We start from the raw sequence: 22,914 nt of genomic DNA, 5'->3' as shown, positions 1-22,914 counted from the left end.
CCTCAATTTGTGTATGTGGGCATACTGTAGAACACATCATTAATTCAATGTATTGGATATATTCTAATCTTTTATTCTAAAAATTAGAATGCAAAAACTATTTAATCTGCGTTTAATGGGGAAGGTTCGCTGAGCAAGCCGTTGGAGGTCTGTATGTTACCGTCGAAGCAACCGGTGTTATTTGTATCCCACGGGGGTGGCCCGTTGCCACTGTTGGGGGACCCGAGTCATGAGGATATGGTACGGCGCTTTCGCGACATTCGCGAATATCTTCATACTCAGGTGTCCAAGCCCGACGCTATAGTGTACATCAGTGCCCATTGGGAGGCGTCGCCGTTACTGATTACTGCTGCGCCTTCTCCCGAACTGTATTATGACTATTACAACTTTCCCGTCGAGGCTTATACGTTCAAGTATCCTGTGCCGGGGGCTTCTACGTTGGCTGCGCGTATACAGCAATCCCTAATTGATGCAGGTATTCCCGCTGAATTAGATGCAAAGCGAGGGTTAGACCATGGTGTGTTTATCCCCGGTTTGTTGTTATTTCCAGAAGCCGATGTGCCCACCTTGCAGATTTCCCTGCACCCCGAGTTAGACCCTCGTTTTCATCTCGAGCTCGGGCGGCAGTTAGCGGTGCTGCGCGAGCAAAATGTGTTGATTATCGGGTCGGGATTTTCGTTTCATAATATGCGCGAGTTCTTTCGCCCATCGGATGTAGATGCAGACGCCAAGAATTTGGCCTTTGAGGAGTGGCTAGAGGAAACCTTGCAGCTTCGCGATGCCGAGCAACGTGATAAACGCTTGGTTGAGTGGACCAAAGCACCTCATGCGCGTTTTTGCCATCCCCGCGAGGAGCATTTGCTGCCCTTGCATGTGTGCGTAGGAGCCGCCGGCGATGCTACACTGCGGGAGAGCTGGCATTTTGCCGCGTTGGGCAAGCAGGGCAGTTGTTATCTATGGTAAATCAGCGCAAAAAATTAGTGGTGTTAAGTGGGGCTGGCGTAAGCGCGGAGAGCGGTTTGGGCACCTTTCGCGACAATGGTGGCTTGTGGAACAACCATTCGGTATACGACGTGGCAACGCCCGAAGCCTTTCACAACAACCCCGAGCTGGTGTTAGATTTTTATAATCAACGGCGTCGCGATGTTTATAAGGCCCAGCCCAACCCAGCCCACCTTGCATTGGCGGAAGCGGAGCGCGATTTCGATGTGACGGTAATTACCCAGAACGTAGACGACTTGCACGAGCGCGCTGGCTCAACGGATGTGTACCATGTGCATGGCTTAGTCACCCAGGCACGCAGTTCGCTTACCGACGAGGTGTTCGAGCTTGAAGGAAAAGACATTCACCTAGGCGACACCTGCCCTAAAGGCGCCCAACTCCGTCCTCATGTGGTGTGGTTTGGCGAGTTTATCTATCACATGGACGAGGCCATTGGGTTTGTGGAGCAAGCGGATATTGTGATTGTGGTGGGCACGTCGTTAAAAGTATTTCCCTTCGCGAATCTCGTTGATTATGCCCGCGCCGACGCTCAGTGCTTTCTGGTTACCCAAGATATCGACGCCGTACCCTACGGCTTCCAATACAAACAAGGCCCCGCTAGCACCGTTATCCCGCAGCTCCTCGCCGAACTCACCCTCTCATAAGCGCCCACCGCACCGCGCTGGCAAAACAATTCCACCTCCAACAATTCCGCCCCAGGGGTGAAACTCCGCTCTTCCCCAACCTCCAACAATTCCGCCCCAGGGGTGAAACTCTGTTTTACCACGATCTCCGCGGCCGCAAAAAACCGCTACACCCCTCTCCAACCATGGGATACAACAGTTTCGCCCCAGGGGCGAAACTCTGTTTTCAAGCCGCCTCCGATTATTCCACCCCTGGGGTGGAATTGTTACTCAGGAGGAGGTTGGGTGTTCTTAAGGCGGCGTTCGTGACGCTGAATATAACGTTGAAACAGCGGCAGATAGCCATGGTGATCCGACACTTTAATATCGATATCCGCTTTAATCAGGCCCGCCCCTGGATGTTGGCTGGTGAGCCATTCCCATGTAACTTGGCCCGGATAAATCAGCTCCACCGGATACCAATTTAAGTCGGTGTCCGCCAAGTGTGTTTCACTGTAGGTGGCAATAATTTCGGCTTCCCCGGTATTTACACCTAAGCCCAACCGATGCGGCAACGACACATGATGATGACGCGCACCCACCGAACCATGGTGCACTGCGAAGGCGACGTTATAGACATCCCCCTCCCGTAAACGCTTGGAATCAAGTCGGTTTGGACTGCGCATACTGCGTTCAAGGGTCACCCGCCACGCGCCGTCCCGATAAGCGCCATCTGCAGTAATAGCGCCACGAGCTCCATCGGGGATTTGTAGCATCCGAAACGGAATCACATCGCCTTCTTGCCACTCATGCTCAGCATCAAACGGCACCGCGATGTCTTCGGAAATGTAGTACCAATCGTCTTGGCTGTACTCTCGGGCTACTAACGCATCCCAATCTAATGATTGGATACCGGTTTTCTCAACGTCGAACATGTAGGCAGGGCGATCCAGCTCAGCATCCCGGTTATCGCTATACATACCGCGACCTTCCGAGTTCAGCCGATAATGAAGCACATAGCCGTTATCGGCGTAGCCAACCGGATTGGAGCGATGCGCCCGCCATTGCCATAGATCTAGGAATTCCCCGCGATCGCGCATTTCATCCAGTTCTTGCTCAGACTTCACATCATCCCACCGGGCTTGATCGGTATAGCGATCCACGTTGCGCGATTGCGGAATATATTTGCGCACATCCGAACGCCCCATCGCCTCACCCAGCGTCGGGTGTGCTTGCACCGCGTCGCTCGACATAGCGGAGTCCAAGCTGCGCATGCCTGGGTGAATCAGCATCCAGCCCCCATAACGAGCAAAGCCTTCAACCGATCCGTCGTCGAGCATCATACTAATGCGGTCTTCATAGAGCCCATGTGGATCAGGACCATCTGCGCCCGACCCCATGCGTACCCACTCACCATCGGTGAAGCGCCAATATTGGTGATACCAGCTCGGGTTCTCAACTTCCAGACGATAATGCAGACGGAAAGTGTCGTCGTTGTACTCGGCAGCCACATACAGCGTCTGGGCCTGATTACCCAATGGCGCCTGCGCTTCTGCACTCTCCTTGTCTGTATCCGTGGACGGCGCGCACGCCGCCGTTAAAAGCGCCAATGCAACCACACCCGACACCTTGCCAAGCCGCCAATTTCCGAGTATCCCCATCATATTCATCTCCCTCAAAACAATTCCGCCCCTGGGGTGAAACTCTGTTTTAAAGCCGCCTTCGATAATTCCACCCCTGGGGCGGAATTGTGTTTTCGCTGGGGTTAGCATACCGGCTTCAGAGGTGGGAGACTACCGCTTGATTTTGTTGTGCACTCGAACAATCCTCCGAAGATGTGTATCTTTAGTTAAAGGACTTCAAACCGTGTTGGAGATTGGCTTTGCCCGTTATTCAAAAAACCATTCAGCTCAAAGCGCGTCAGCGTGGCTTTCATCTAATTACATCAGAGGTGCTACAGAGCATTCCTGAGATTAGCCGTTGCGATGCTGGTCTGTTGCATGTATTTATTCAGCACACTTCGGCGTCTTTAACCATAAACGAGAACGCAGATCCCACGGTGCGTCAAGATTTTGAAAGCCACTTTAATGAAATGGTGCCCGAGAACGCGCCCTACTATCGTCACACCTGCGAAGGCCCCGACGACATGCCCGCGCACCTCAAATCCAGTTTGCTCGGCAGCGGCGTGACCCTGCCCGTGAGCCACGGGCAACTTAATGTAGGCACGTGGCAAGGTATTTATTTGTGCGAGCATCGTGATCATGGCGGGTCACGTCGTTTAGTGCTGACCCTCACCAGCTAATCCTGCGTAACAAGGACAGTGATATGAATTCATCTCAATCACCAGCAAACAAAAAACCTCGCTCATTATGGCGCTTCGTCGGCCGAAGATTTCTACTCGCCGCGATCATCATGTTAATTCTCGCCTTTTTTAATCCGCACTTGTGGGCGAGCAATCACGTGCGCAATTTGCACAATATGTTGATGAACGGAAGTGAGATTCAAACGCTGCTCGCACTCGCCGAAGATACGAATTACAAGCAGATTGCCTGGAGTACGCGCAGCGCAGTGGAAGCCCGCGGACGTGTTCGCACAGTACCCGGAGGCGCTTGGCAGACGGCGACAGATATTCAACCCATTATCGAGGCGGCTCAGGAGTTCGGATTGCAGCGGATACTGCTCACTAATTTTAATGGGAATTGGTATCTGGAAGGTTTCGGCGAAGAAGTGCCGGACGGCACGCAAGTGCGAGCGCATATCGGCAGGCCCGACGAAATCGACTATCCGAAGTGCACTACGGAGCTTAAAAGTTCAGGCGCTGGACTATGTGTGCGAGCGCGTTGGGGCGGCTGGGCCGTGGTGCATTACTGGATGCACTCGCCTTCATTTCAACGATAACCCACCAGTGGATGCCGGACCCAACGCACTGCGTTGGTTCTAGGCTGAGAGTAGGTACTGAGCTCGCTGCCAACGCGATGCGTTGAGTACTTTAGATTTCATTGATTTGTTCATAGCGTTCGGCGAGAAAATCGATCAGGGCGCGCACCGAGGGCAACATACCGCGGCGCGATGGGAACACCAAATGAATCACTTCCGTGCGCGGACACCAACCATCGAGTAAGGATATTAAATCTCCCCGGGCAAGCTCATCGATTAACATCAACGATGGCAACTGCACAATCCCCACCCCCTTTAAGGCCGCTTGCTTCAACGCGAGCATATCCGTGGTGGTGTAGCGCGGTGTGAAGGGTACCTTGAGTTCTTTCTCTCCTTCTTTATTCAAGTACCATGCATGCGATTCGTTTGGATTACTTCGCGCAAGGGCCGGTAGCTCTGACAATCCCTGCACTGAATCCGGCACCCCATACTGTGCAATCAATGCCGGCGCAGCCACCAAACATTGCTCGCGACTGGAGAGGACTTTTAACACCAAGTCACTATCCTCGAGCGGAAACGGTCGCACCCGCAAGGCTAAATCGAATCCTTCCCCAAGAACATCCACGCGACGGTTTGTGGCGTCTAAATGCACCGTGACCTTCGGGTACATTTGCATAAAATCCGCAAGCATCTCGCCCACGTGAAAGTTGAGCAAGCCAATCGGACAAGAGAGCTTAATGGTACCGCTCGGCTCCGATTGCAATGACGCCACCGTTTCCAACGCCGTTTCCGCTTCCACCAGCATGGCTTGGCAGTGCTCATAAAAACGCTGTCCGACATCCGTAATGGCAAACGCCCGAGAAGAGCGAATCAGCAGGTTGATACCCAACTCATCTTCGAGTTTTCGCACGCGACGACTCAACTTCGACTTTGGCACATTCAACGCCCGCCCTGCGGGAGCAAAGCCACGATGCTCCACCACTTTGGCGAAATAAAATAAGTCGTTCAGATCGTACATACCCCTTCGCTCCCACCAGTGAACACCGTTCTAAAAGCAGAACGATTCGTGTTAATTATGCACCTTTTTAGGCGATCGTTCTAAATATACACTTGCTGAACATAAAAGGTAGGAGAAATTCACATGAGAACAGTACGCAACATCAACACAGTGACAGAAGCCCACTGGGTCGGGAACGGCTTTCCCGTAAGCACCATGTTCTCGTACCACCAGGGCGCGGACGCGCTATCGCCATTTTTACTGATGGACTATGCCGGTCCGGTCGTATTCGGCCCTGCGCAAATCCCGCGGGGTGTCGGCAAACATCCGCATCGGGGCTTTGAAACCGTGACTATCGTCTACGACGGCGAAGTTGCACACCGTGATAGTACCGGCCAAGGCGGGGTTATCGGGCCTGGCGATGTGCAGTGGATGACGGCAGGGTCCGGAATTTTGCATGAAGAGTTTCATAGTGAAAAGTTCGCAGCCAGTGGTGGAAAGCTGGAGATGGTTCAGCTTTGGGTAAATCTCCCTGCAGACCACAAAATGATGAGCCCGGGCTATCAAAGCATCACCTCGGATCAAGTCCCCCGAGGGGCGTTTTCTGGGTTGAACTCGACTTTTCGCGTGATCGCGGGTGAATACAAAGGTCTCCGTGGCCCCGCTAGAACGATGAGCCCAATGTTGGTGATGGATCTAGCACTCGAACCCAGTGAGCATGTAGATCTCGTGATCAAAAAGGAGTGGAACCTGATGGTCACCGTGCTGACTGGCACCGTGAACATCAATGAGAAGTATCTTGGACGGGATGCCACCATCGCCTCCTTTAACAACGACGGAGAGTACGTCACTTTGGAGGCAAACAATCCGGCCCGTGTGCTGATTACCGCTGGAGAGCCTATTGATGAGCCAGTTGTAGGGCATGGCCCTTTTGTAATGAACACGCAAGAGCAGATTAACACCGCTTTTCGTGATCTCGAGTCGGGCAGTTTCGGCGAGCTGCCCGCGCAATAACTAAATAATGCGTTGCGCCGACGCAATAAGGAATCCGTTATGAAAGATTATGCACGTTTAGACAAAAACAATGCGGCTGTATTGCTGGTTGATCACCAAACTGGGCTGTTATCTCTGGTGCGTGACATTCAGCCTGATACATTTAAAAACAACGTGTTGGCGTTGGCTGATTTGGCCAAGTATTTTAACCTACCAACGATTTTAACGACGAGCTTCGAAGATGGCCCCAATGGTCCTCTCGTGCCTGAGTTAAAAGAAACTTTCCCAGATGCACCGTACATTGCGCGCCCAGGACAGATTAACGCGTGGGATAATGAAGACTTCGTGAACGCAGTGAAGGCAACCGGCAAGAAGCAATTGATCATTGCCGGGGTAGTTACAGAAGTTTGTGTGGCCTTCCCCACGCTCTCGGCCCTTGCCGAAGAGTTTGAAGTATTCGTGGTCACCGATGCATCGGGCACGTTCAACGAAATGACGCGCGACGCGGCCTTAGACCGGATGTCTAACGCAGGTGCTCAGTTGATGACGTGGTTTGGCGTTGCCTGTGAATTGCATCGCGATTGGCGAAACGATATCGAAGGATTGGGTACGTTGTTCTCCAATCATATTCCGGACTATCGAAACCTGATGAACAGCTATGCGACGCTTATGAGCAAGTAACGGGTATGAATAGACCCAACGCACCGTTATCGAAGGTGCGTTGGGTACGATTTGATCGCCCCCCGCCAATGCGGTGCCTTGGTTACGGCTGTACTTTATAAATAACATTCACGCGTTTGTAGATTCGAATGGACTCGGGAATAAACAGCTCCTGATCGACACTTGGTGGTGGTGCCGACGTCCGCATTTGCTGCATGTCTGCATACACGGCGCGGTTTAACCCAAAAGTCGCAAAAAACTCTTCAAACGATCCGGTATCGTTAAACGCAAACACGCTATCGATTGTGACACCTAAACCCTGGGCCATCTGCTCAGCTTTTTGTTTTGCCGCGGCGGCCGCTTCTGCGATCAACTCCAGTTCTACTTCCTGCCGCTGGGATGAATCAAAAGAACTCTGCTGAAACGTAAGGTAATCGATATCGAGCAGCGCCAGCACAATGGCGGAATACTTATCCAAATCCGCAATCTCTACTTGGAAATTACGCCGGAATTGATAGCCAATAATCCCCAATTGGTTATAGGAGCTATCCCGCTCCCGCACTTCGTTTTTTGAAATTTCATAGGATGTAATAGCACGGTCAGGGATATTGTGATCCGCGAAAACTTCTAACGCCTGGCGTGTGGTGCGATTCAGTTGCGCACTGGCATTTTCAGATTTTTCATGAAAGGTCACAATTTGAAAAGTGATGACAGCCTCATCAGGCATAACCCCACGCTCGCTTTCCCCACTTACGGTCACAAACGGGAAACTGGGGAGCGACGACGCCTGAACAGCAACAGGGAAACAACAAATAAGTAAAGCAGTAAGTAAACGCAACATGACGAGACCTTCATTGGTAGGGGGAATCCTCCTTGAAATCTAGTCTCTTTATCGCTTGGGGGCAATGTATGGGATGTAAATTGTGGTAGCCAACGCAGTGCACTAGTTCGAGATCTGCTGACATATTCGGGCTCCCTACCAACGCGATGCGTTGGATACGATTTGACAGGGTCTCGCTACATGTGCGGTGCGTTGGCTAGGATTCTAATTACATTTAGTGGAGTTTGTGCTCATAGCACGCTTCGATTTGTCGCGCCGGTAGCTGTTGCCCCACAATCGGCTCTAATGCCAGTTGGATGCGCGGCACCAAGGTTTCCAATCCCTCTAACAACAACTTTTCGGGGGTCGATTCTGCAAACGCTAAAGTAATCGTTAGTGACTCTGGGAAGCGTTGGTAATTCACCGCATGGGTTAACCAAACAAAACCATCAACATCGAATTTCGAAGCTTCACACACCTCTGTCAGTGCTTGAATGATCTGGTTATCGCGCTTTTTGTCGGTTTTCCGCATGGGGCTCCGTGAGGGATCAGTTGAATCGAGAAGCTTTGTTGAAGCGATTATTGCAGCATAGATTTGGATTGCAAACACCTCGTAGCCTGAGTAAAGTTCAAAATACAAACAAAGAGGTCGCCTAGTATGGCGTCCCAAACCTGAGACAGCACAGCATGATACTTAAGGAAAAGGCCCCTTCGAACGCCTCCTGCGTTCGACTCGCTGCAGGGATAAAACAAGAGCAGGATGTCGCTTTTTATCTGCGCAGAGCCTACCGCAACAGCGAAAAGGTAATGGTGCTCAACGATATTTCTATTGAGCACGACGGCGAGCGCGCGCAAATAGATCATCTCATTATATACACCTATGGCTTTATTATCGTGGAATCAAAAAGTATCCGCGGCCAAGTGATTGTAAATGAAGAAGGCGAATGGATTCGTAGTTACAACAACAAGTGGTCGGGAATGCCCTCGCCTATCAAACAGGCCGAGCTGCAACTCGCGTTGCTTAGGCAATTTCTGATCGCCAATACCTACGACGTTATTGGTACATTCCTCGGTATACAGCAAGGCTTGGGAGCTCGTTGCTACGATGTTTTTTGTGCTATCTCAAGCGATTCAATAATCGACCGTTCGCGAGCACCGCAAGAAGTCGCAAGTAGACTTGTAAAGTCTGAGTTTGTCACCGATGTACTCGACAAAACCATGGACTTCAAAAAGTTCTATCAAGTGGTTGGAAAAGTATTTGATTCTCGCCCGGGTTTTAATGCCAAAGAGCTAATGCATATTAGTAATTTTATTCTCCGACACCAATCCGGAACTGCCGAAGCTACTAATCTCAACCCGTTTAATGTTCCTAAGTCTTATTCTTCAGTTACCCCGCCTCCAAGCACCGTCAATCATGATGCCAACACCACCGTCGTTTCCTGTAAACATTGTAGCGATACAACCCCTTTATCGGCGCACTCCGGACGATATGGGTATTATGGAAAGTGTGGGAATTGTGGAGGTAACACCCCGCTCAAGAAACCTTGTTCAACGTGTAATAACAAGGAAACCGAGGTTAAGAAAAGAGGGAATGTATTTACGCTCCACTGCGACAGTTGCTACAGCGTGACCCGCATCGCAGTGAAATAAATGTTAGCGTAAAAAAATACGTTTCCAGAATGGTGACCGTTGCCGCTTCGCCCCAACGCCAGCGAGCTGAGAAAGCAGCTCGGTATTGCCTTGTTGTTCGGCAGCCTCAAGCGGCGTGAGATTGACCATCGCCGAGCGTAAATGCGGGTCGGCACCGTGCTCGAGTAAGTAATTGGCGATGTCGATATGCCCCGCCATAATGGCAGCCACCAGGGGCGTACACATAATCTCAGGATGTTGGTAGTTCGGATCCACACCTGCGCCAATATGATATTTCACTCGGTCTAAATCACCACTACATGCGGCGCTATATAGATCTTTCCAGTCACCTGCAGACATGGCATGGTCCTTATTCCGTGTAACTAATGAGATTTATTGATTCCAGTATAGTCATGTCAAGCCGTCTCAACCACCAATTCAATATCCTCTGGTGCGGTTAACAACGGCGCCAGCGCATTAACGTCGCTGTGTAGCCAAAATGTTATTTCACTTGGGCGGATCAGCAATGGCATACGGTGATGAAATTCCGCACATTGGGCGGTTGGTTCTGTGGTGAGCGTGACAAGCTGAGTAGGATGATCCGAGTACGGATAGTAAATTCCCGCCATAAACAACGGCTGTTCGTTGGCCTCGGCAAAACGGTACTTAGTTTTTCGGGTTGACCCCTCGTGAGTTTTCCATTCATACCAGCCACTGCAAGGTACTAAGCAGCGGTGCTGCGCAAAGGCCTGTTTGAAGGTAGGTTTGGTGGCGACGCTTTCTGCTTGGGCGTTAATCAGAATGCGTTTCGCCCATTTGGGCTGGATGCCCCATTGCGCAGAAAATTGATACAGGTGATCGTGCTCGCTCCCGATCACCTGTACCTCTTGCGTTGGGCGTAGGTCCCGATTCGACGCGACGTGAAAATCTAACCCCAACTGCTCTGAAACAAAGGTGCTCAGGGGATGATCTTTTACATCGAGTCGGCCACACATAGAAAATCCTTGAGCGTTACTCCGCCGAAGGTGGGGTGGGTTCACCGCCGATAATGCGGCGGCGCAGCGGTGGCCATAGCAAGGCGGCTAAGCCAATGCCTGCCAAAACGCCTCCAGGCATCCACCATAACTCGCCATTGATGGATAAACCGAGTAGCACCACCATTACCCCGGAGATAAACAGCGATAACCCAGAGATAGACGCGGCATCCGGCAGCAGAGGCGGCATTCCGGCGGCACGCCGCATACCGTTGAGATAATCAATGGCATACACCGACAGCCCGCTCACTAATACCGCAGAACCGGCCACTAATAAGGGAACAAAAACACCGGCAATTAAACCCAACAGAACAAAAAACGTTCCTATGGTCATTAAACTAAAACTACTTTTTCCTACTGCCGAATCTTGCCCCGCGTCTCCGACCCCGACAACCGACAGCCGACCGAGCGGCACATCAAAAGCGGCCGCTAAACTCAGCTTGGTTTCCCGCGAGCCGCGACCGTCTGCTTCCACCCGTTGAATGGTGCGCAAGCTCAGTCCCGCAACTTCGGCCAAATGTTCCTGCGACCATCCCCGGCTCTCGCGAAGGGCGCGCACTTGTTCTGCATTGATACTCATGTCGTAAAGCATAATAGTCTCTCCTTGTGATTGGAAGCATGAGCTTGGATGCAATCACAAATACACACCACGACACGGTAACGTCATTTGTCTGACAGGGGGGTGACACGGGGCTGACAGGGCGCTGCCAACGCGGTGCGTTGGGTTGGCTCAGGGTTGGATCACAGTTGGCAATTTCGCTGCCAACACGTTGCATTAGGTGCGTCCTTCTTTAGTTAATTCAACACCGCTTGAATCAGCACCGTATCGGTATACTGGAAGAATTTGGTGACTTTGCCATTTTTCAGGGTCCAGGCATGGGCGAAAGGCGCCGTAAAGCTCTTTTCCGTGTCTTTGCGAGTGCCACTGTACTCACCGAGCGCAATGACCATATCCCCTTCGGCGACAAAGGTGTGTGGTTCCACCCGGTAACTCGCCCATTCTTCACCGATTTTCGCGAATATATTTTCAATCACCGATTGCGGACCGATATAAGTACCGGCTTCAGGTGAACCTTCTGCTTCGGTCCACTCTATTTCTTCATGAAAATTAGCCATTGCGCCGGGCACATCACCCGCTGCAAATTTTGCATATAAATCTTTGATCATATCTTTATTGTTGCTCAATTCGATTGCTCCTTGCTCTGATTTACCATGACATAAGCTTAGTTTAGATAGTGCAGGAACAACAGAATCGGCAAACCCGTTGTATTGATTGAGCTGGGTCTAGAAAGCGCATAACCGCTGCTCTTTCATCGGGCGCGGCATTGGCGAGAGGCCCCGTAAAACTCTTTTCCGGGGTCTTGCGAAAGCTATTCACACGGAAAAGGCAGGCCAATTCGGGCTTCAAAAAAATCTGGGCGGATATGGTAATCCCGGCACACCTTTCGCCATACGTCCGCCGATAAAACATAAAACATCACAGGACGTTGGCACGCATCAATAGCCTTCTCGCGACGTTCCTGCAGGGCACCACCCGCGTTATTGAACTCCTGAATCCGACTTCTCAAGTTAATTGCTTCATTTCGCAATGCCTGTTCACGGGACTGGTGACGCTCAGCCATCTCGATTTTCTCGTCATACTGTGCCCGGCAAGCACGGTCGCGATTAACACAAGGAATTAAGGCTTCAATCTCCGCTAACAAACGCTCTCCATCCCGCTGCATCCGCTCATGACGCGTTAAAATCTGCCGTTCTTCTGTCCTCAACTCGCGGTGTTGATCATCGCGGCGGTCATAATAAATTTGGAACATTTCGAAATCATTAAGGCACTGGCGCGCCATTTGTTCTGCATTAGCGTGCACGGGAGATACGGACATGAAATATAACAAGCACCCGTGGAACCCCAAAAGCACCGCGTGACCAAACGATTTTGCCGTTGCCATGATATTTTTCCTTATTCTGGATTACGCCGAACGCACCTTGCTTCCCTCGGGCGCAAGCACTGTAAACTCATGGGTGGCTCTATCTACAAAGCAGCCGTCGACCGACCACACTCTGAAAGAGCTCATGGGAAATTTCGCGATCGTCACACGCGTCTTGCCAGGTATGATAAGAAACATCTTCGAGCTCCGACTGGTTACACGAGTCCACGGCGCGCTCTCTGAACCAAGAAAGATTTTCCCGCCGCACTTCAAGCTCATCTATTCGCTTCGCCAAATCCGCTTCATCGGCGCGAAGTTGTCGATTGCGCTCGTTATGCTCTCTTCTAATTTCATCGTGGGCATGAATTCTAGCCATACATGCCGACTCTAGCGTGTTGCAATTAGTAACTTCGCGGCTTTCGCGAAGCAGGCGCTGACTATTGCTCTCGATTTGTTGCCTGCGTGCCGCGAGTTCCTCACGCTCAAAGGTTAACTCGCGCTGCTGATCCATAATGCGCCAGTTTTGATTTTCATAGCTTTGAAAATGACTCAAGCACTGCAGCGCATATTGTCGGTTATCATCCGCATGGGCCGACGATAAGCCCACAAGGCAACCGCTGAGTATCCATGCCGCTGCCCAAAAAATTGACTTTCCTGTGGTCATAACCCACCTCCTGTTACTTAAACCTAGCAAGGCATCTTGGCTTTCGCCATTTAAAATGGTGCTACATGACATTCGTTGACCCTTTTTGACCTTGTTTGACAGAAGCGCTCTGGTTATTATCTGAACAGAATCGACGTTCACTAGGAATTTGCATGAAGCGTATTCTGATTGGCCTTATTTCTATTTTCATCGTTATCGGTTTAATTTTCTCAGGGTGGTATTATCGGCCTTGGTCGCCTTTTTCTCCGGCCAGTGTACGCGCCTTAGATAATCCCGCAGAATATGTGATTACCTTTCAACGCATGGACGAGCTGCTTCCTAGTGCGCGCATTACCGCCCAAAACCCACAACCACTTCCGCGCAACGTGCAACCTCTCGACATAACTTACGAATGGAACGGAGAAATCCGCACCCTGGATGACTATCTGGAAGAAGCCCGCGTAATGGGCTTGACCGTGCTCCATGAAGGCCAAGTTGTGCATCAGCGGTTTTTCCATGGTGCCGATCAAGCGACGCGCTTCACCTCTTGGTCGGTAGGCAAAAGTTATGTGGCCAGCTTGATTGCCATGGCCTTAAAAAACGGCTTGATAGACAACCTTGATGACCCCGCTGAATTGTATGCGCCTGAATACGCCGGTAGCTATTATGGTTCCGTGTCGCTGCGACACCTACTGATGATGTCGGCGGGGGTGGACTTTAAAGAGGAGTACTCGCCTCATCGCCCATCTGATGTACGCCCGTTCTTTTTTAACTCCTTCATTATGGGACGCAGCCCAGACCGATTAGCTCGCGCCTTTGGTGCCAACGAGCAAGTACCGGGCGAACATTTTCATTACGTGAGTACCAACACGCAGGTGCTCTCTGCGGTAGTGCGCAATGTGTATGGGGGCTCGCTCGCCAACGTGGTTGAAGAACGGATCTGGACTCCATTGGGTATGACCGCCGACGGTACTTGGTTGCAACATATCGCTGGGGATCGCGGCGTGGCCGTAGGTTATTGCTGTTTGCAGGCCACCAGCGAAGATTACGCCCGCATGGGCCAATTCTACCTGCAAGATGGGGTCTGGAATGGGGAGCGCTTGCTACCGGAAGGATGGGTATTAGAAGCCACACGCCCAGTATCGCCAGCCCATGAGGCTAGCGCCACCCTGGGTTACGGTCCGCGCGGATACGGCTTACATTTTTGGATACCCCAAGGCCACAACGGCGAGTATTTTTTCGCAGGAGTCTACGGCCAATACATCTGGGTGGATGAAGTGCGCGGCGTAGTGATTGCCCAAAATGCAGGCGATCCCGCCTGGGGTCGGCTGAGCGCTGAGACATTTACAGTGATGCGCGCTATTGCCGCGGCGGTGTCTGATAAGTAGTCCGTCGATCAGATAACGCTTTATTCGTCGTCGGTGCGCGCGATTACTTCAAACTCCCCGTCCATGGTTTCATGTACCGTGAGTTCAATAGGCTGACAGCAGATTTGGCAATCAACAATTTGCGCTTGCCCCACATCATTGATGGCGTCGATCTCTAATGAGTTCGGCGCCATACAATAGGGGCAAGAAAATTCTGTTTCGTAACCGAGCGACATTAGGTTTTACAGGTATTAATTCCGAACAGGCGATATAATCCACACACACGGAAGATACCTGTCGCAATTAGGGCCACGCCAAGAACCCACCAAAAATTGCCTGCGTTAATGCTCCACACTGCAATCAATAAACCAATCACAATGCGAATTGCACGGTCGATAGTGCCCACGTTATAGGTCATGTTCATGGTAGATTCCTTTAAAGTTGAGGTGTTGCGAAGAGTATAGGTTAGGTTGAGGGGGTGCGCGAGGCTCTCGTTATGACCCATCACAGAGAACATGAACCCAACACCAAAAAACTAGACGAGTCTAGTATGGAATTGCGGTATAATAATTAACCAATGAAGCAACATTGCTTCAGATGTCATTCACTACTGATTTGCAGGCGGAGATGTGCTTAAGCCAAAAATCATTGTTCCAGAACGCTTTATACATCAGCAATCCATCACGCCAGGTGCAGAGTTTGGGGTGTTGTGCTGGAATACACAAAAACTGACACAAACATTAAAGTTTCAACTCGCCCTCGCGCGCGTGTTAGATCAATTTCCGAGTTTGTTCTTGTTGCTTCAAGAAGCAAAACTGGCCTCGCACCGCGATTGGCACTTACCCCACTGGTCTTACGCGATTGCACCGAATATACAAACCAAACGATCGACTTATGGCGTGTTAACCGCCAGCCAATACGCATTTACCGATGCACAGCCGCGCCTGACCCGTCATCGCGAAGGCATGCTCGCCACCCATAAAAGCTATATGCTGTCGTATCACCCGCTACCTGATAATGAATCACTTCTGATCGTGAATGTGCATGCGATTAACTTTGTGCGAGCACGCCACTTTCAGCGCGAAATTGAGTTACTGAAAGCAGAACTGTTACACCACAAAGGGCCACTGATCGTTGCCGGAGATTTTAATGTGTGGAATCGGCAGCGGCGTTTGCACCTATTCCGTTTCTGCCGCAGCGTAGGCCTGCGCACCGCCAACATGTTGGATGCGCACCATATAAAAACATACCGAGAGCACCCATTAGACTTTATTTTCTACCGGGATCTTGGGCTGAAAGAAGCCACCGCCATCGACACCACTTCAGTGTCTGATCATAACCCTATTTATGCGCGGTTTGTGTTGTGAGGTCTCAGAATGGGCAGCGCCATTAAGCCATTCGCTCTAAAATCTGTTTGCAGTATTTCACATTTTGTAACTGCTGCTCGGCCAGTGCTTTAAAGTGGCCGCTGATCTCCGCGTGAGATAATACGCTTTCCCAAAATTGAATCGCCGCCGGATAAGCCGTTTCCCAACACACGCGTGACACTGATGAGCTGATTCGAATCCTATATGGCGTTGAAGGCAAATCGCCCGCCGCTGTGGGAGCAAAATGCATTGGCAGCATGTCGTAAATAGGCGCCAACTCATAAGGCCGGATTCCGCTATGAATCACAGACACATTACCCAAATGCATATCTGAATTCGCTATCAATTGTCCAAATGCCCATGCCACTTTGCACCAGGTAACAGCTTTTTCTGTAACGACTTTTTCTCGATGTAGTGCATCAACAAGAACTGGCCAAGACTCATTCGCTTTGCCAACGAACTGCGCATCTAAACTTGCGAAGGAAACCACACCGATACGGCCCCCGTCAGCACTTCGATCGAATCGCTGCGAGGCTAATAGCGTTCTACCGCTATGGCAAAAGCTTCTATTTGGGGCGGCAATGCCTGGCAGTACGTGGTTCAATACCTTGGATGCTAAACACTCTGCATGTAGCAAATCCGCCCAACGATTCGCCACGCCGTCTTCTTGCGTTTGGGTAACCGAACCCGAAAATTTTACAATACAATCACCATCTTCAAGCCGAGCAGTAAACTTCGGTTGTTCCCCCTGGGCGGAAGATTCAAAGTGCTCACCATTGGCAATAGCATGAGCTCGCTGCGCAGCCTCAGCATCCGATATTATTGTTGGCTCCGGACGGCGAAGCCAGTCTTGATAAGCCTCTTCGCCAAGTAACAAATTGCCGATATGGTCTTGAGGGTATCGCACCAACATTGCCAGCACATGATCCTCGCGCCAACTGCGGGGGTCTGCATCGATCGGCTCGCCACGGGCGCGCACCTGTTTGGCAAATAAACGACCCAAGAAACCCTGTGGTCGCATGTCTGTAAGCCACCACGGCAGGGACTCATAGTAAGTCCACTCGCTAGCTACCATCTCCGGGGCTGTTTTACGAAAGTATTCCACAAGATAAGTTTCCGCTGGAAAAACCGAATATAAATTGGCTATGTGCTCCGCTCTCCTTTGCTCATTCACACGATAAATCGGTAGCTGTCGCGCTCTCTTTAGTAGCTCTAAGGGTCGTAATAGATACCAGCGCGTACCTCGTCCACTCCCTGCTTTCACAACCTGCTTACTCAACATTTTGAGCTGACGTGTGATCGTGGACCCGTTGACACCCAAGCGCTCGGCAATCTCAGCAGCAGATCGAGGGCCTGATCGAAGTGTTAATGCAATGTTATTAGAAAGCGTCGTCATGAGTTCCTAGCTATACTAGAGTTGGTTTTTCAGTGCCAAATGCATTAATTTTTGCATTGTTTTTATAATATTTTAATCCATTTAAATCAATAATATAAATAAACTAAATAAAGATAAGCACACGGTTTTACGCATGATTTTGATACACCTGTTTAGATGTTATAGCAGAGACAGTAAATCTCCGCAAATAGCTAGGGGGCTGGGCTTTGTAGACGCGAGTTATAAAGCGATAGGAGTCCTGCAGTCAGATGCTCGACCGCACACTGCCTCCGAGACATCGCAAAGACAATACGAATCGAACATAAAAATAAATAACACACCCTAAGATCGCATCTCTCAAACTGCACGTATACTTAGGCGATAACCATACTCTCATGGTGCACGTTGTCTAAACTCATACAGGAACGATTTTTATGAAAAAGTTTACAGGTCTACTGTTGATTCTGTTGATACATAGCTTTTTCTCTCACGCAGTATTTGCGCAAGATGAAACAACCGCTTTGGTGCCCTTACCCTCGGTAGACGACTTTACCCGAGGGAAAGACGGTTGGGCCCTCGGACTCGGCCTTGGTATCGAATACGAAACCGCCTATGAAGGATCCGACGAATTCGGTTTCGAGCTCGACCCTGCTGGCGCCCTGCAATGGCGTCGGGGTGATAATATTTTCTTTTGGGCAGGTGAAGCGCTCGGTTGGCGCGGGCTACGTGCCGACACTTGGCTACTCGAAGCACTGGTAGGCTTCGATGAGGGCCGGGCAGAGAGTGATTCCAAGAAAGGCCACTTAGATGGGCTCGGTGACGGAGAAGAAGGCCTGGAATTCGTGTTCCAAGCGCGTCGTGCATTCGATGCCGATTGGCGTTATTGGTTGGTCGGCCGCGTTGTAGCCAGTGAAAACGGTAATCTTGGCCTGTTTGGCGTTGGCCGCCGCTTTGGCGACAAATTGGATGGCTCAGGCTCTGAAGTGAATGTTGTTGCGGTGTATCATGATAGCGAATTTGCTAACAAAGATTTCGGCATCAACGCACAACAGGCGGCAGCATCCGGGCTTGCCGAAACACGCATGAGCGGCGGCATCCGCTCCGTTGGTATCAACTACAACTATCGCCATATCATCAACAAAAACTGGCAGATTTTCGGCGAAGCACTCTACGAACATTTCAGTAGCGACGTTCGCAAAAGCCCCATCGCCCGTAGCGACTATGAGGCCGAAATAGGGATTGGGTTTATTTACGTGTTTTAAAGTGATTGCCTGAGCTCAATAGCAGGGCGTTTTCAAGCAGCGCTTGCACAAATAGACAAAGGCCACAAATGTGGCCTTTGTTGCATTAAATAGGTTTGGTTACTCTATGTTTTGAATCTTAATATCGAACCAAAAAATAAAAGTCAGATTAATTAAGCGCTTGAGATAAGTGCATATCCATAAATTAAAATTTACCCACCACTTTACCCGCCACTTGGCATGAGATAGGATTATTGGCTTTCCATACGACGTAACTTCGCTACTAGCACTCGCGCACCGCTCACATCTACAAAGTTCTGATAAAAAACCTCACTTCCTCGAAAGTGAAGCTCCAGCCTATTAAGTACATTTCTGAGCGCGCTTAACATTTCCTCAATATGCGCTCTGCTAATGCCACTCAATGGTCGCACAGGTTCATTCATCAGATGACCAGCATCTTGATGCGCAACACGCTTATTCCGGTGTTCTCTTGCAAACTTCGCTGACACAAAAGCAGCTTCGCAAAGGCCTTCTATTTCAATTTTTAAAGCTTGATCATCTATCAATGGCGGCAAAGAGAAGATCGTCAGGTTCTTATTGCTTTGACTTTTCGCGGGATCAGTCATTCTAGAAATACTCAATAGGACACTATCCCAAAGTTCGTCTTGAACGATCTTGAAGAATAGTCCCGCTGTGCGATTCAGAAGCTCAATAGTGTCATCATCCGATCCAAAAAGCTGGCGATATTGCTGCCAAACGATGTGTAATTCACCGAGCTTTCGATGTAATGCGAAAAAATGAAGACCAAGTTCCTTTCCCATCGAGGAAACATAATCATTCCTAATTACATCAAATTCGCGAATGTTCAACTCAACGACCAAAACCCTTTTTCCTGCGATTAACTTTCTTTCTGTCAGTCACGTTCTGCTCCAGCTTGGCTCCTCGCGGCCCAATCAGCTCTAAATCATCACTACACTCAATTGGTCCTTCGTTTTTTGTGATTGGTCCAACACCTCTCACGCCATCGTCTCGTTGCTGGGGACTATTGCTTGAACCAACTTCCACGTCAGCGCTGATAACACTTTCAGCGAAAACACGATGTTCTTGTATAGCTTCTTGTTCCTTTTCTGAAAGATAGCTCTCATCAACATCTAACTTTCGGTTGTGCTTGAGCGCTTGAACTTCTCTTTCTCTGTCGGCAAGTGTCATTTTCTTGAGCTTTAACTCTGCTTCTAACTCCTCAACCCTATTCTGTAGTTGCGTGGCTCTCTCTTTGGATTCTTTTATTGCCTGCTTGCTCTTCTTCATTTGTTCATTGTGCTTTGTAAAATCATCAACGGTATCCAAAAGCATGGACTCGATAACGACGCTATTGGAGCAATTAAGCTTTTTGACTAGGAACTCTAAAGCGGCCGCCCCCTCTTTTGTGAGTTCGATAGTCTTTCGCCGAACTGCCAGCTCTCTCCTTCGTTCATCGCTTGTGTAGCGATTTCGAACCCTTCCTGCAAAGTCTAATAACACCAACAGACGAGCTTCATCATAAACCGCTACAAAGCTCGCCTCGCGCTTTTGCCCTGCAGCCACATAAGCAGAATCTAGTAAGTGTATGGCAAGAGTCTCGCTAATCTTCGTACCAGGAGACTTTACTATTGTCGGTAATGGATAGTTGAAAGTTTTCTGAAACCTACGCTCCGCAAAAACGCGGACACGTGCCCACTTCTCATTATCAAGTTTATCAAGCCACTTCAGGCGCTCAGATAAACGCCGCTTTGCCTCTAAGAAAGTGTAACTACTCATTGTCCTCACCCAAGTAACAACCCCAGTAACGATCAAACCCTAATGAGGATAGCTGCTTTTATGAATAAAAACCATGAGTAATAATGTTATTGATTACATGACTAAATACGTGATTTAATAATTCCACTATTTCATCTTAAAATAGGGTATTAAATGGTGCACATGTTAGGTGGAAAGGAGTCTTTGCTAATGATAAAAAGCCTATGCTTAGCTAGCTTTCTGCGTTTGAAGATTAATAAACACAACACGATTGTTACCTCGAGTACGACAGAGATAGCGAAAATCGCCGGATGCAATAGGAAAACTATCGAAGCTCCATTTAGGGAGTTAACGGAATCTGGGCTAATCAGCACAGAAAGTGTTTTGGACGGAAAAGGGGATTTGGTTCAGGCACTATGCTTCAATGAGGAAAAATTCGCGGCAATTTCCGAGGCAATACCTGTTGAGGGAGCATCCTGCCATGACGCCGTTATCGACGATCTTGTATCGAGCATGTTTCAAGATCTAAGCATAGAGAATCGACTCGCTAAATTGTCTCCTGTAAATACACTGTTGCTCTGCTCAATTCTTTCAGCTGCAGATCAAAATGGCATTACCAATTCCCTATCTCAAAATAAGTTGAAGAAGTTATTTGGTTTCTCGACCGCGCGTCTTAAATCTCAACTGAGAAAGTTGCAACACTTGGGGCTTCTAGAGGTTCTTTCTGTTGGTGGCGCAGAAAAAGGCAAAGGGAGAAAAATTTCAACCTTAAAACTTGATGTTAAGAAGATTAGAAACGCATACGAACATGCGCAAAAGCAAACTAGTTACATTTTGATAATGGATGATTTGAATATCACCGAGGCAGTTACGTCGGCAAATGAACGTGGTCAATCATTCTTAAGAATTAGTAACGAGGAAACCAAAGATCTGTTCGCTGCAAAGGGAATGCGTGACTTATCCTTACCTTGGCAATCGAATCAAATAACAGACGAAATCGAAGCACTGTTAGATTCAGTAAATGAGCTACTATCCTCACAGTTCGAGCACTGGAAATACGCTCCACCGGAGGGGGCGCCTCCTCATCAGAGTCTCAAAAACGACCTACTTACGGATCGCCTAGTATATTCAATCGCCAAATCGGTCTTTTCAGGAATTGCTTCCAGCAAATGGGGAACAAGCGTTAAATTTGCTAGCGTGCGGCATGATGATAAAAGGCAGTCACTCATCGTGAGACTTGAACCTTAACAAGCTAAGAGTTAGTTCTGAGCAACTTAGCCTTAACGTAAGTTGCCATACTTCGGGCATACCAACGTGATTTAACTTCCAAATTCTCACATCCGCCTTATGCAGGCTAAGGACCTGAAAATACCCTCTGTGCCTGTGCATTCTTTAGGCACCGATGTCGGTTTAAATAATATTAGAGTATTAAGGCTTTATTCCTAAGTAACCAATACAGGTAACAAGTTGAAAGCTCAGTATAAGCCTAGTGGCACAATTGGATGGCAATAGCCCAATCCAATCTAAGAACACATAATTAATTACAGACATGCAACTTCCTATGCAACTAATACCCACAATAGGAACTAAGCATGTCAAAACATCTACCTACCAACCGTAACCTGCATATTTATAGCGAAGATACTTTTAGAGGCTTTCAGTACTACCAACATAGAGGACCTATGATTATGGAGTACCTTGAGGCCTCAATGGATGTCATACATCGCTCACTAAACGAACATCCACGTACGCTGGCTATACGGGTCGACTTGAGATATCCCCTTTTCTATCAATGCAGACCAGACAGCAGTGTGATTGCAAGATTTACCGAAAAACTCAGGTATTTGATTGCTGCAGATATTCGTGAGAGAAAGGCTCGTAATTTGAGAGTTCACCCCACAAGCCTTCGGTATATCTGGTGCAAGGAGTCTACCGAAGAATCAGTAGCTCACTACCACATGATGCTTTTTGTTAACCGAGATACATATTTCCAACTGGGTAACTACCAAAGTGACGGGAAAGGACTCGCTGGAATGATTCGCAAAGCTTGGACCTATGCGTTGAACATCGATGAGCAAGAAGCTATGGGCGCTGTGCACTTCCCTGAAAATCCGATATACCATTTGAAAGAGCGAAGCAGCGACTTTGCAGCGACCTTTCAGGATGTGTTCTATCGCGCCAGCTACTTTGCAAAAGCTGATACTAAGTTTTACGGCAATCGGTATCGCTCCTTTGGTGTGAGCCAGATTTAACTCGAGTCGACGAACATTGTCACTATCGAAACTACTGCACTCGCACTCTCGGGGTATTGATGTGATTTCAATACCCCGACTTTCAAACTCAAGGTGTTTTTGGAGACTCATATGCAAATTCGTCCACTTACCGAACCACAAATACGATCAATCGCCAAGAGGTATGGTCTTAAAGCTAGTCTTTCGAACGAGTTAATCAATACGGTGATCAGGCTATCTCAACTCGTGAGTAATGAAGGTACGAGCGTTCATCAGCAAGCATTTACTCTAAATGCCGTACTGGCCAATCGGCTACCGAAAGCCCTAGACTCCGTAGATTTTTGTGTGGCAGTTTCACAGGAGTTCTTGGCCTCCAAC

27 protein-coding genes are annotated in these 22,914 nt (G+C 49.3%); 12 read left to right on the top strand and 15 right to left on the bottom strand.

The genetic code is table 11. The features are described from left to right. Positions 1-153: 153 nt before the first annotated feature. Positions 154-963, top strand: coding sequence for a DODA-type extradiol aromatic ring-opening family dioxygenase (locus tag FM042_RS09405; RefSeq protein ID WP_143236174.1), 810 nt, complete (start codon positions 154-156; stop codon positions 961-963). Next, on the top strand, positions 957-1,646 hold the full coding sequence (locus FM042_RS09400) for an SIR2 family NAD-dependent protein deacylase (RefSeq protein WP_143236340.1): 690 nt from the start codon (positions 957-959) through the stop codon (positions 1,644-1,646). The genes FM042_RS09405 and FM042_RS09400 overlap by 7 nt, the downstream gene beginning before the upstream one ends. A 245-nt stretch (positions 1,647-1,891) precedes the next feature. Here FM042_RS09400 and FM042_RS09395 read toward each other — a convergent pair whose 3' ends face one another. Beyond that, a complete protein-coding gene (locus tag FM042_RS09395) occupies positions 1,892-3,268 on the bottom strand; it encodes an ethylbenzene dehydrogenase-related protein (RefSeq protein WP_221931525.1) in 1,377 nt (458 codons plus the stop codon). Between the two features lie 218 nt (positions 3,269-3,486). Between FM042_RS09395 and FM042_RS09390 the strand changes: the two genes are divergently transcribed. Then, positions 3,487-3,906, top strand: a complete 420-nt coding sequence (locus tag FM042_RS09390; protein ID WP_143236173.1) for a secondary thiamine-phosphate synthase enzyme YjbQ — start codon at positions 3,487-3,489, stop codon at positions 3,904-3,906. 23 nt (positions 3,907-3,929) lie between these two features. Further along, positions 3,930-4,502 (top strand): hypothetical protein, encoded by a 573-nt coding sequence (locus tag FM042_RS09385; RefSeq protein ID WP_143236172.1) that lies wholly within the window; start codon positions 3,930-3,932, stop codon positions 4,500-4,502. 91 nt (positions 4,503-4,593) lie between these two features. On the opposite strand, the gene FM042_RS09380 is transcribed toward FM042_RS09385, so the two are convergent. Further along, a complete protein-coding gene (locus FM042_RS09380; protein ID WP_143236171.1) occupies positions 4,594-5,499 on the bottom strand; it encodes a LysR family transcriptional regulator in 906 nt (301 codons plus the stop codon). A gap of 123 nt (positions 5,500-5,622) precedes the next feature. Here FM042_RS09380 and FM042_RS09375 point away from each other — a divergent pair, with 123 nt between their 5' ends. Both FM042_RS09375 and ycaC read left to right on the top strand, forming a co-directional pair. Beyond that, a complete protein-coding gene (locus tag FM042_RS09375) occupies positions 5,623-6,492 on the top strand; it encodes a pirin family protein (protein WP_143236170.1) in 870 nt (289 codons plus the stop codon). Positions 6,493-6,531: 39 nt separating this feature from the next. Beyond that, positions 6,532-7,152, top strand: coding sequence for an isochorismate family cysteine hydrolase YcaC (ycaC, locus tag FM042_RS09370; protein WP_143236169.1), 621 nt, complete (start codon positions 6,532-6,534; stop codon positions 7,150-7,152). A gap of 82 nt (positions 7,153-7,234) precedes the next feature. Here ycaC and FM042_RS09365 read toward each other — a convergent pair whose 3' ends face one another. Continuing rightward, positions 7,235-7,972, bottom strand: a complete 738-nt coding sequence (locus FM042_RS09365) for an SIMPL domain-containing protein (protein ID WP_143236168.1) — start codon at positions 7,970-7,972, stop codon at positions 7,235-7,237. Positions 7,973-8,186: 214 nt separating this feature from the next. Further along, positions 8,187-8,483 (bottom strand): hypothetical protein, encoded by a 297-nt coding sequence (locus FM042_RS09360; protein WP_143236167.1) that lies wholly within the window; start codon positions 8,481-8,483, stop codon positions 8,187-8,189. A gap of 155 nt (positions 8,484-8,638) precedes the next feature. Here FM042_RS09360 and FM042_RS09355 point away from each other — a divergent pair, with 155 nt between their 5' ends. Beyond that, the gene (locus tag FM042_RS09355; protein ID WP_143236166.1) at positions 8,639-9,601 is read left to right on the top strand and encodes a nuclease-related domain-containing protein; all 963 of its coding nucleotides are present in this window, start codon (positions 8,639-8,641) and stop codon (positions 9,599-9,601) included. A gap of 3 nt (positions 9,602-9,604) precedes the next feature. Here FM042_RS09355 and FM042_RS09350 read toward each other — a convergent pair whose 3' ends face one another. The 6 genes from FM042_RS09350 to FM042_RS09325 all read right to left on the bottom strand — a co-directional run bounded on the left by FM042_RS09350 (position 9,605) and on the right by FM042_RS09325 (position 13,200). Then, the gene (locus FM042_RS09350) at positions 9,605-9,940 is read right to left on the bottom strand and encodes an ankyrin repeat domain-containing protein (RefSeq protein ID WP_143236165.1); all 336 of its coding nucleotides are present in this window, start codon (positions 9,938-9,940) and stop codon (positions 9,605-9,607) included. A gap of 56 nt (positions 9,941-9,996) precedes the next feature. Further along, positions 9,997-10,575 carry an SOS response-associated peptidase gene (locus tag FM042_RS09345; RefSeq protein ID WP_143236164.1) on the bottom strand — a complete coding sequence of 193 codons (579 nt, stop codon included), beginning with the start codon at positions 10,573-10,575 and terminating at the stop codon, positions 9,997-9,999. A 16-nt stretch (positions 10,576-10,591) separates the two neighbouring features. Then, on the bottom strand, positions 10,592-11,206 hold the full coding sequence (locus FM042_RS09340; RefSeq protein ID WP_232366416.1) for a helix-turn-helix domain-containing protein: 615 nt from the start codon (positions 11,204-11,206) through the stop codon (positions 10,592-10,594). 203 nt (positions 11,207-11,409) lie between these two features. Then, complete coding sequence (locus FM042_RS09335) at positions 11,410-11,799, bottom strand: nuclear transport factor 2 family protein (RefSeq protein WP_143236163.1); 390 nt, start codon at positions 11,797-11,799, stop codon at positions 11,410-11,412. 185 nt (positions 11,800-11,984) lie between these two features. Further along, complete coding sequence (locus FM042_RS09330; protein WP_143236162.1) at positions 11,985-12,557, bottom strand: hypothetical protein; 573 nt, start codon at positions 12,555-12,557, stop codon at positions 11,985-11,987. 79 nt (positions 12,558-12,636) lie between these two features. Continuing rightward, the gene (locus tag FM042_RS09325) at positions 12,637-13,200 is read right to left on the bottom strand and encodes a hypothetical protein (protein WP_143236161.1); all 564 of its coding nucleotides are present in this window, start codon (positions 13,198-13,200) and stop codon (positions 12,637-12,639) included. A gap of 152 nt (positions 13,201-13,352) precedes the next feature. Between FM042_RS09325 and FM042_RS09320 the strand changes: the two genes are divergently transcribed. Then, positions 13,353-14,567: a serine hydrolase domain-containing protein gene (locus FM042_RS09320; protein ID WP_143236160.1), complete on the top strand. Its 1,215-nt coding sequence runs from the start codon at positions 13,353-13,355 to the stop codon at positions 14,565-14,567. A gap of 20 nt (positions 14,568-14,587) precedes the next feature. Here the strand turns inward: FM042_RS09320 and FM042_RS09315 are convergent, their stop codons facing one another. Next, a complete protein-coding gene (locus FM042_RS09315; RefSeq protein WP_143236159.1) occupies positions 14,588-14,782 on the bottom strand; it encodes a CPXCG motif-containing cysteine-rich protein in 195 nt (64 codons plus the stop codon). Beyond that, positions 14,782-14,970, bottom strand: coding sequence for a YgaP family membrane protein (locus tag FM042_RS09310; protein ID WP_221931524.1), 189 nt, complete (start codon positions 14,968-14,970; stop codon positions 14,782-14,784). Before FM042_RS09310 ends, FM042_RS09315 begins: the two co-directional genes overlap by 1 nt. Before the next feature lie 205 nt (positions 14,971-15,175). Between FM042_RS09310 and FM042_RS09305 the strand changes: the two genes are divergently transcribed. Beyond that, positions 15,176-15,913, top strand: a complete 738-nt coding sequence (locus FM042_RS09305; RefSeq protein ID WP_143236158.1) for an endonuclease/exonuclease/phosphatase family protein — start codon at positions 15,176-15,178, stop codon at positions 15,911-15,913. Positions 15,914-15,935: 22 nt separating this feature from the next. Here the strand turns inward: FM042_RS09305 and yjjJ are convergent, their stop codons facing one another. Continuing rightward, the gene (gene yjjJ, locus FM042_RS09300; protein ID WP_143236157.1) at positions 15,936-17,309 is read right to left on the bottom strand and encodes a type II toxin-antitoxin system HipA family toxin YjjJ; all 1,374 of its coding nucleotides are present in this window, start codon (positions 17,307-17,309) and stop codon (positions 15,936-15,938) included. Positions 17,310-17,722: 413 nt separating this feature from the next. Here yjjJ and FM042_RS09295 point away from each other — a divergent pair, with 413 nt between their 5' ends. Continuing rightward, a complete protein-coding gene (locus FM042_RS09295) occupies positions 17,723-18,550 on the top strand; it encodes a MipA/OmpV family protein (protein WP_143236156.1) in 828 nt (275 codons plus the stop codon). 230 nt (positions 18,551-18,780) lie between these two features. Here the strand turns inward: FM042_RS09295 and FM042_RS09290 are convergent, their stop codons facing one another. Together FM042_RS09290 and FM042_RS09285 are read right to left on the bottom strand one after the other, a co-directional pair. Further along, a complete protein-coding gene (locus FM042_RS09290; protein WP_221931523.1) occupies positions 18,781-19,410 on the bottom strand; it encodes an AbiU2 domain-containing protein in 630 nt (209 codons plus the stop codon). Beyond that, a complete protein-coding gene (locus FM042_RS09285; protein WP_143236155.1) occupies positions 19,400-20,326 on the bottom strand; it encodes a hypothetical protein in 927 nt (308 codons plus the stop codon). Before FM042_RS09285 ends, FM042_RS09290 begins: the two co-directional genes overlap by 11 nt. A 189-nt stretch (positions 20,327-20,515) precedes the next feature. Here FM042_RS09285 and FM042_RS09280 point away from each other — a divergent pair, with 189 nt between their 5' ends. Further along, positions 20,516-21,553: a hypothetical protein gene (locus FM042_RS09280; protein WP_143236154.1), complete on the top strand. Its 1,038-nt coding sequence runs from the start codon at positions 20,516-20,518 to the stop codon at positions 21,551-21,553. A gap of 344 nt (positions 21,554-21,897) precedes the next feature. Continuing rightward, positions 21,898-22,557, top strand: a complete 660-nt coding sequence (locus FM042_RS09275; RefSeq protein WP_143236153.1) for an inovirus Gp2 family protein — start codon at positions 21,898-21,900, stop codon at positions 22,555-22,557. The last annotated feature ends 357 nt before the right edge of the window (positions 22,558-22,914 follow it).

This window comes from Aliidiomarina halalkaliphila, from assembly GCF_007096385.1.
In the GTDB taxonomy this organism is placed as follows: Bacteria; Pseudomonadota; Gammaproteobacteria; order Enterobacterales; family Alteromonadaceae; genus Aliidiomarina; species Aliidiomarina halalkaliphila.
Note: the sequence above shows the minus strand (reverse complement) of the source record. Positions and strands in the feature narration are given on the sequence as shown.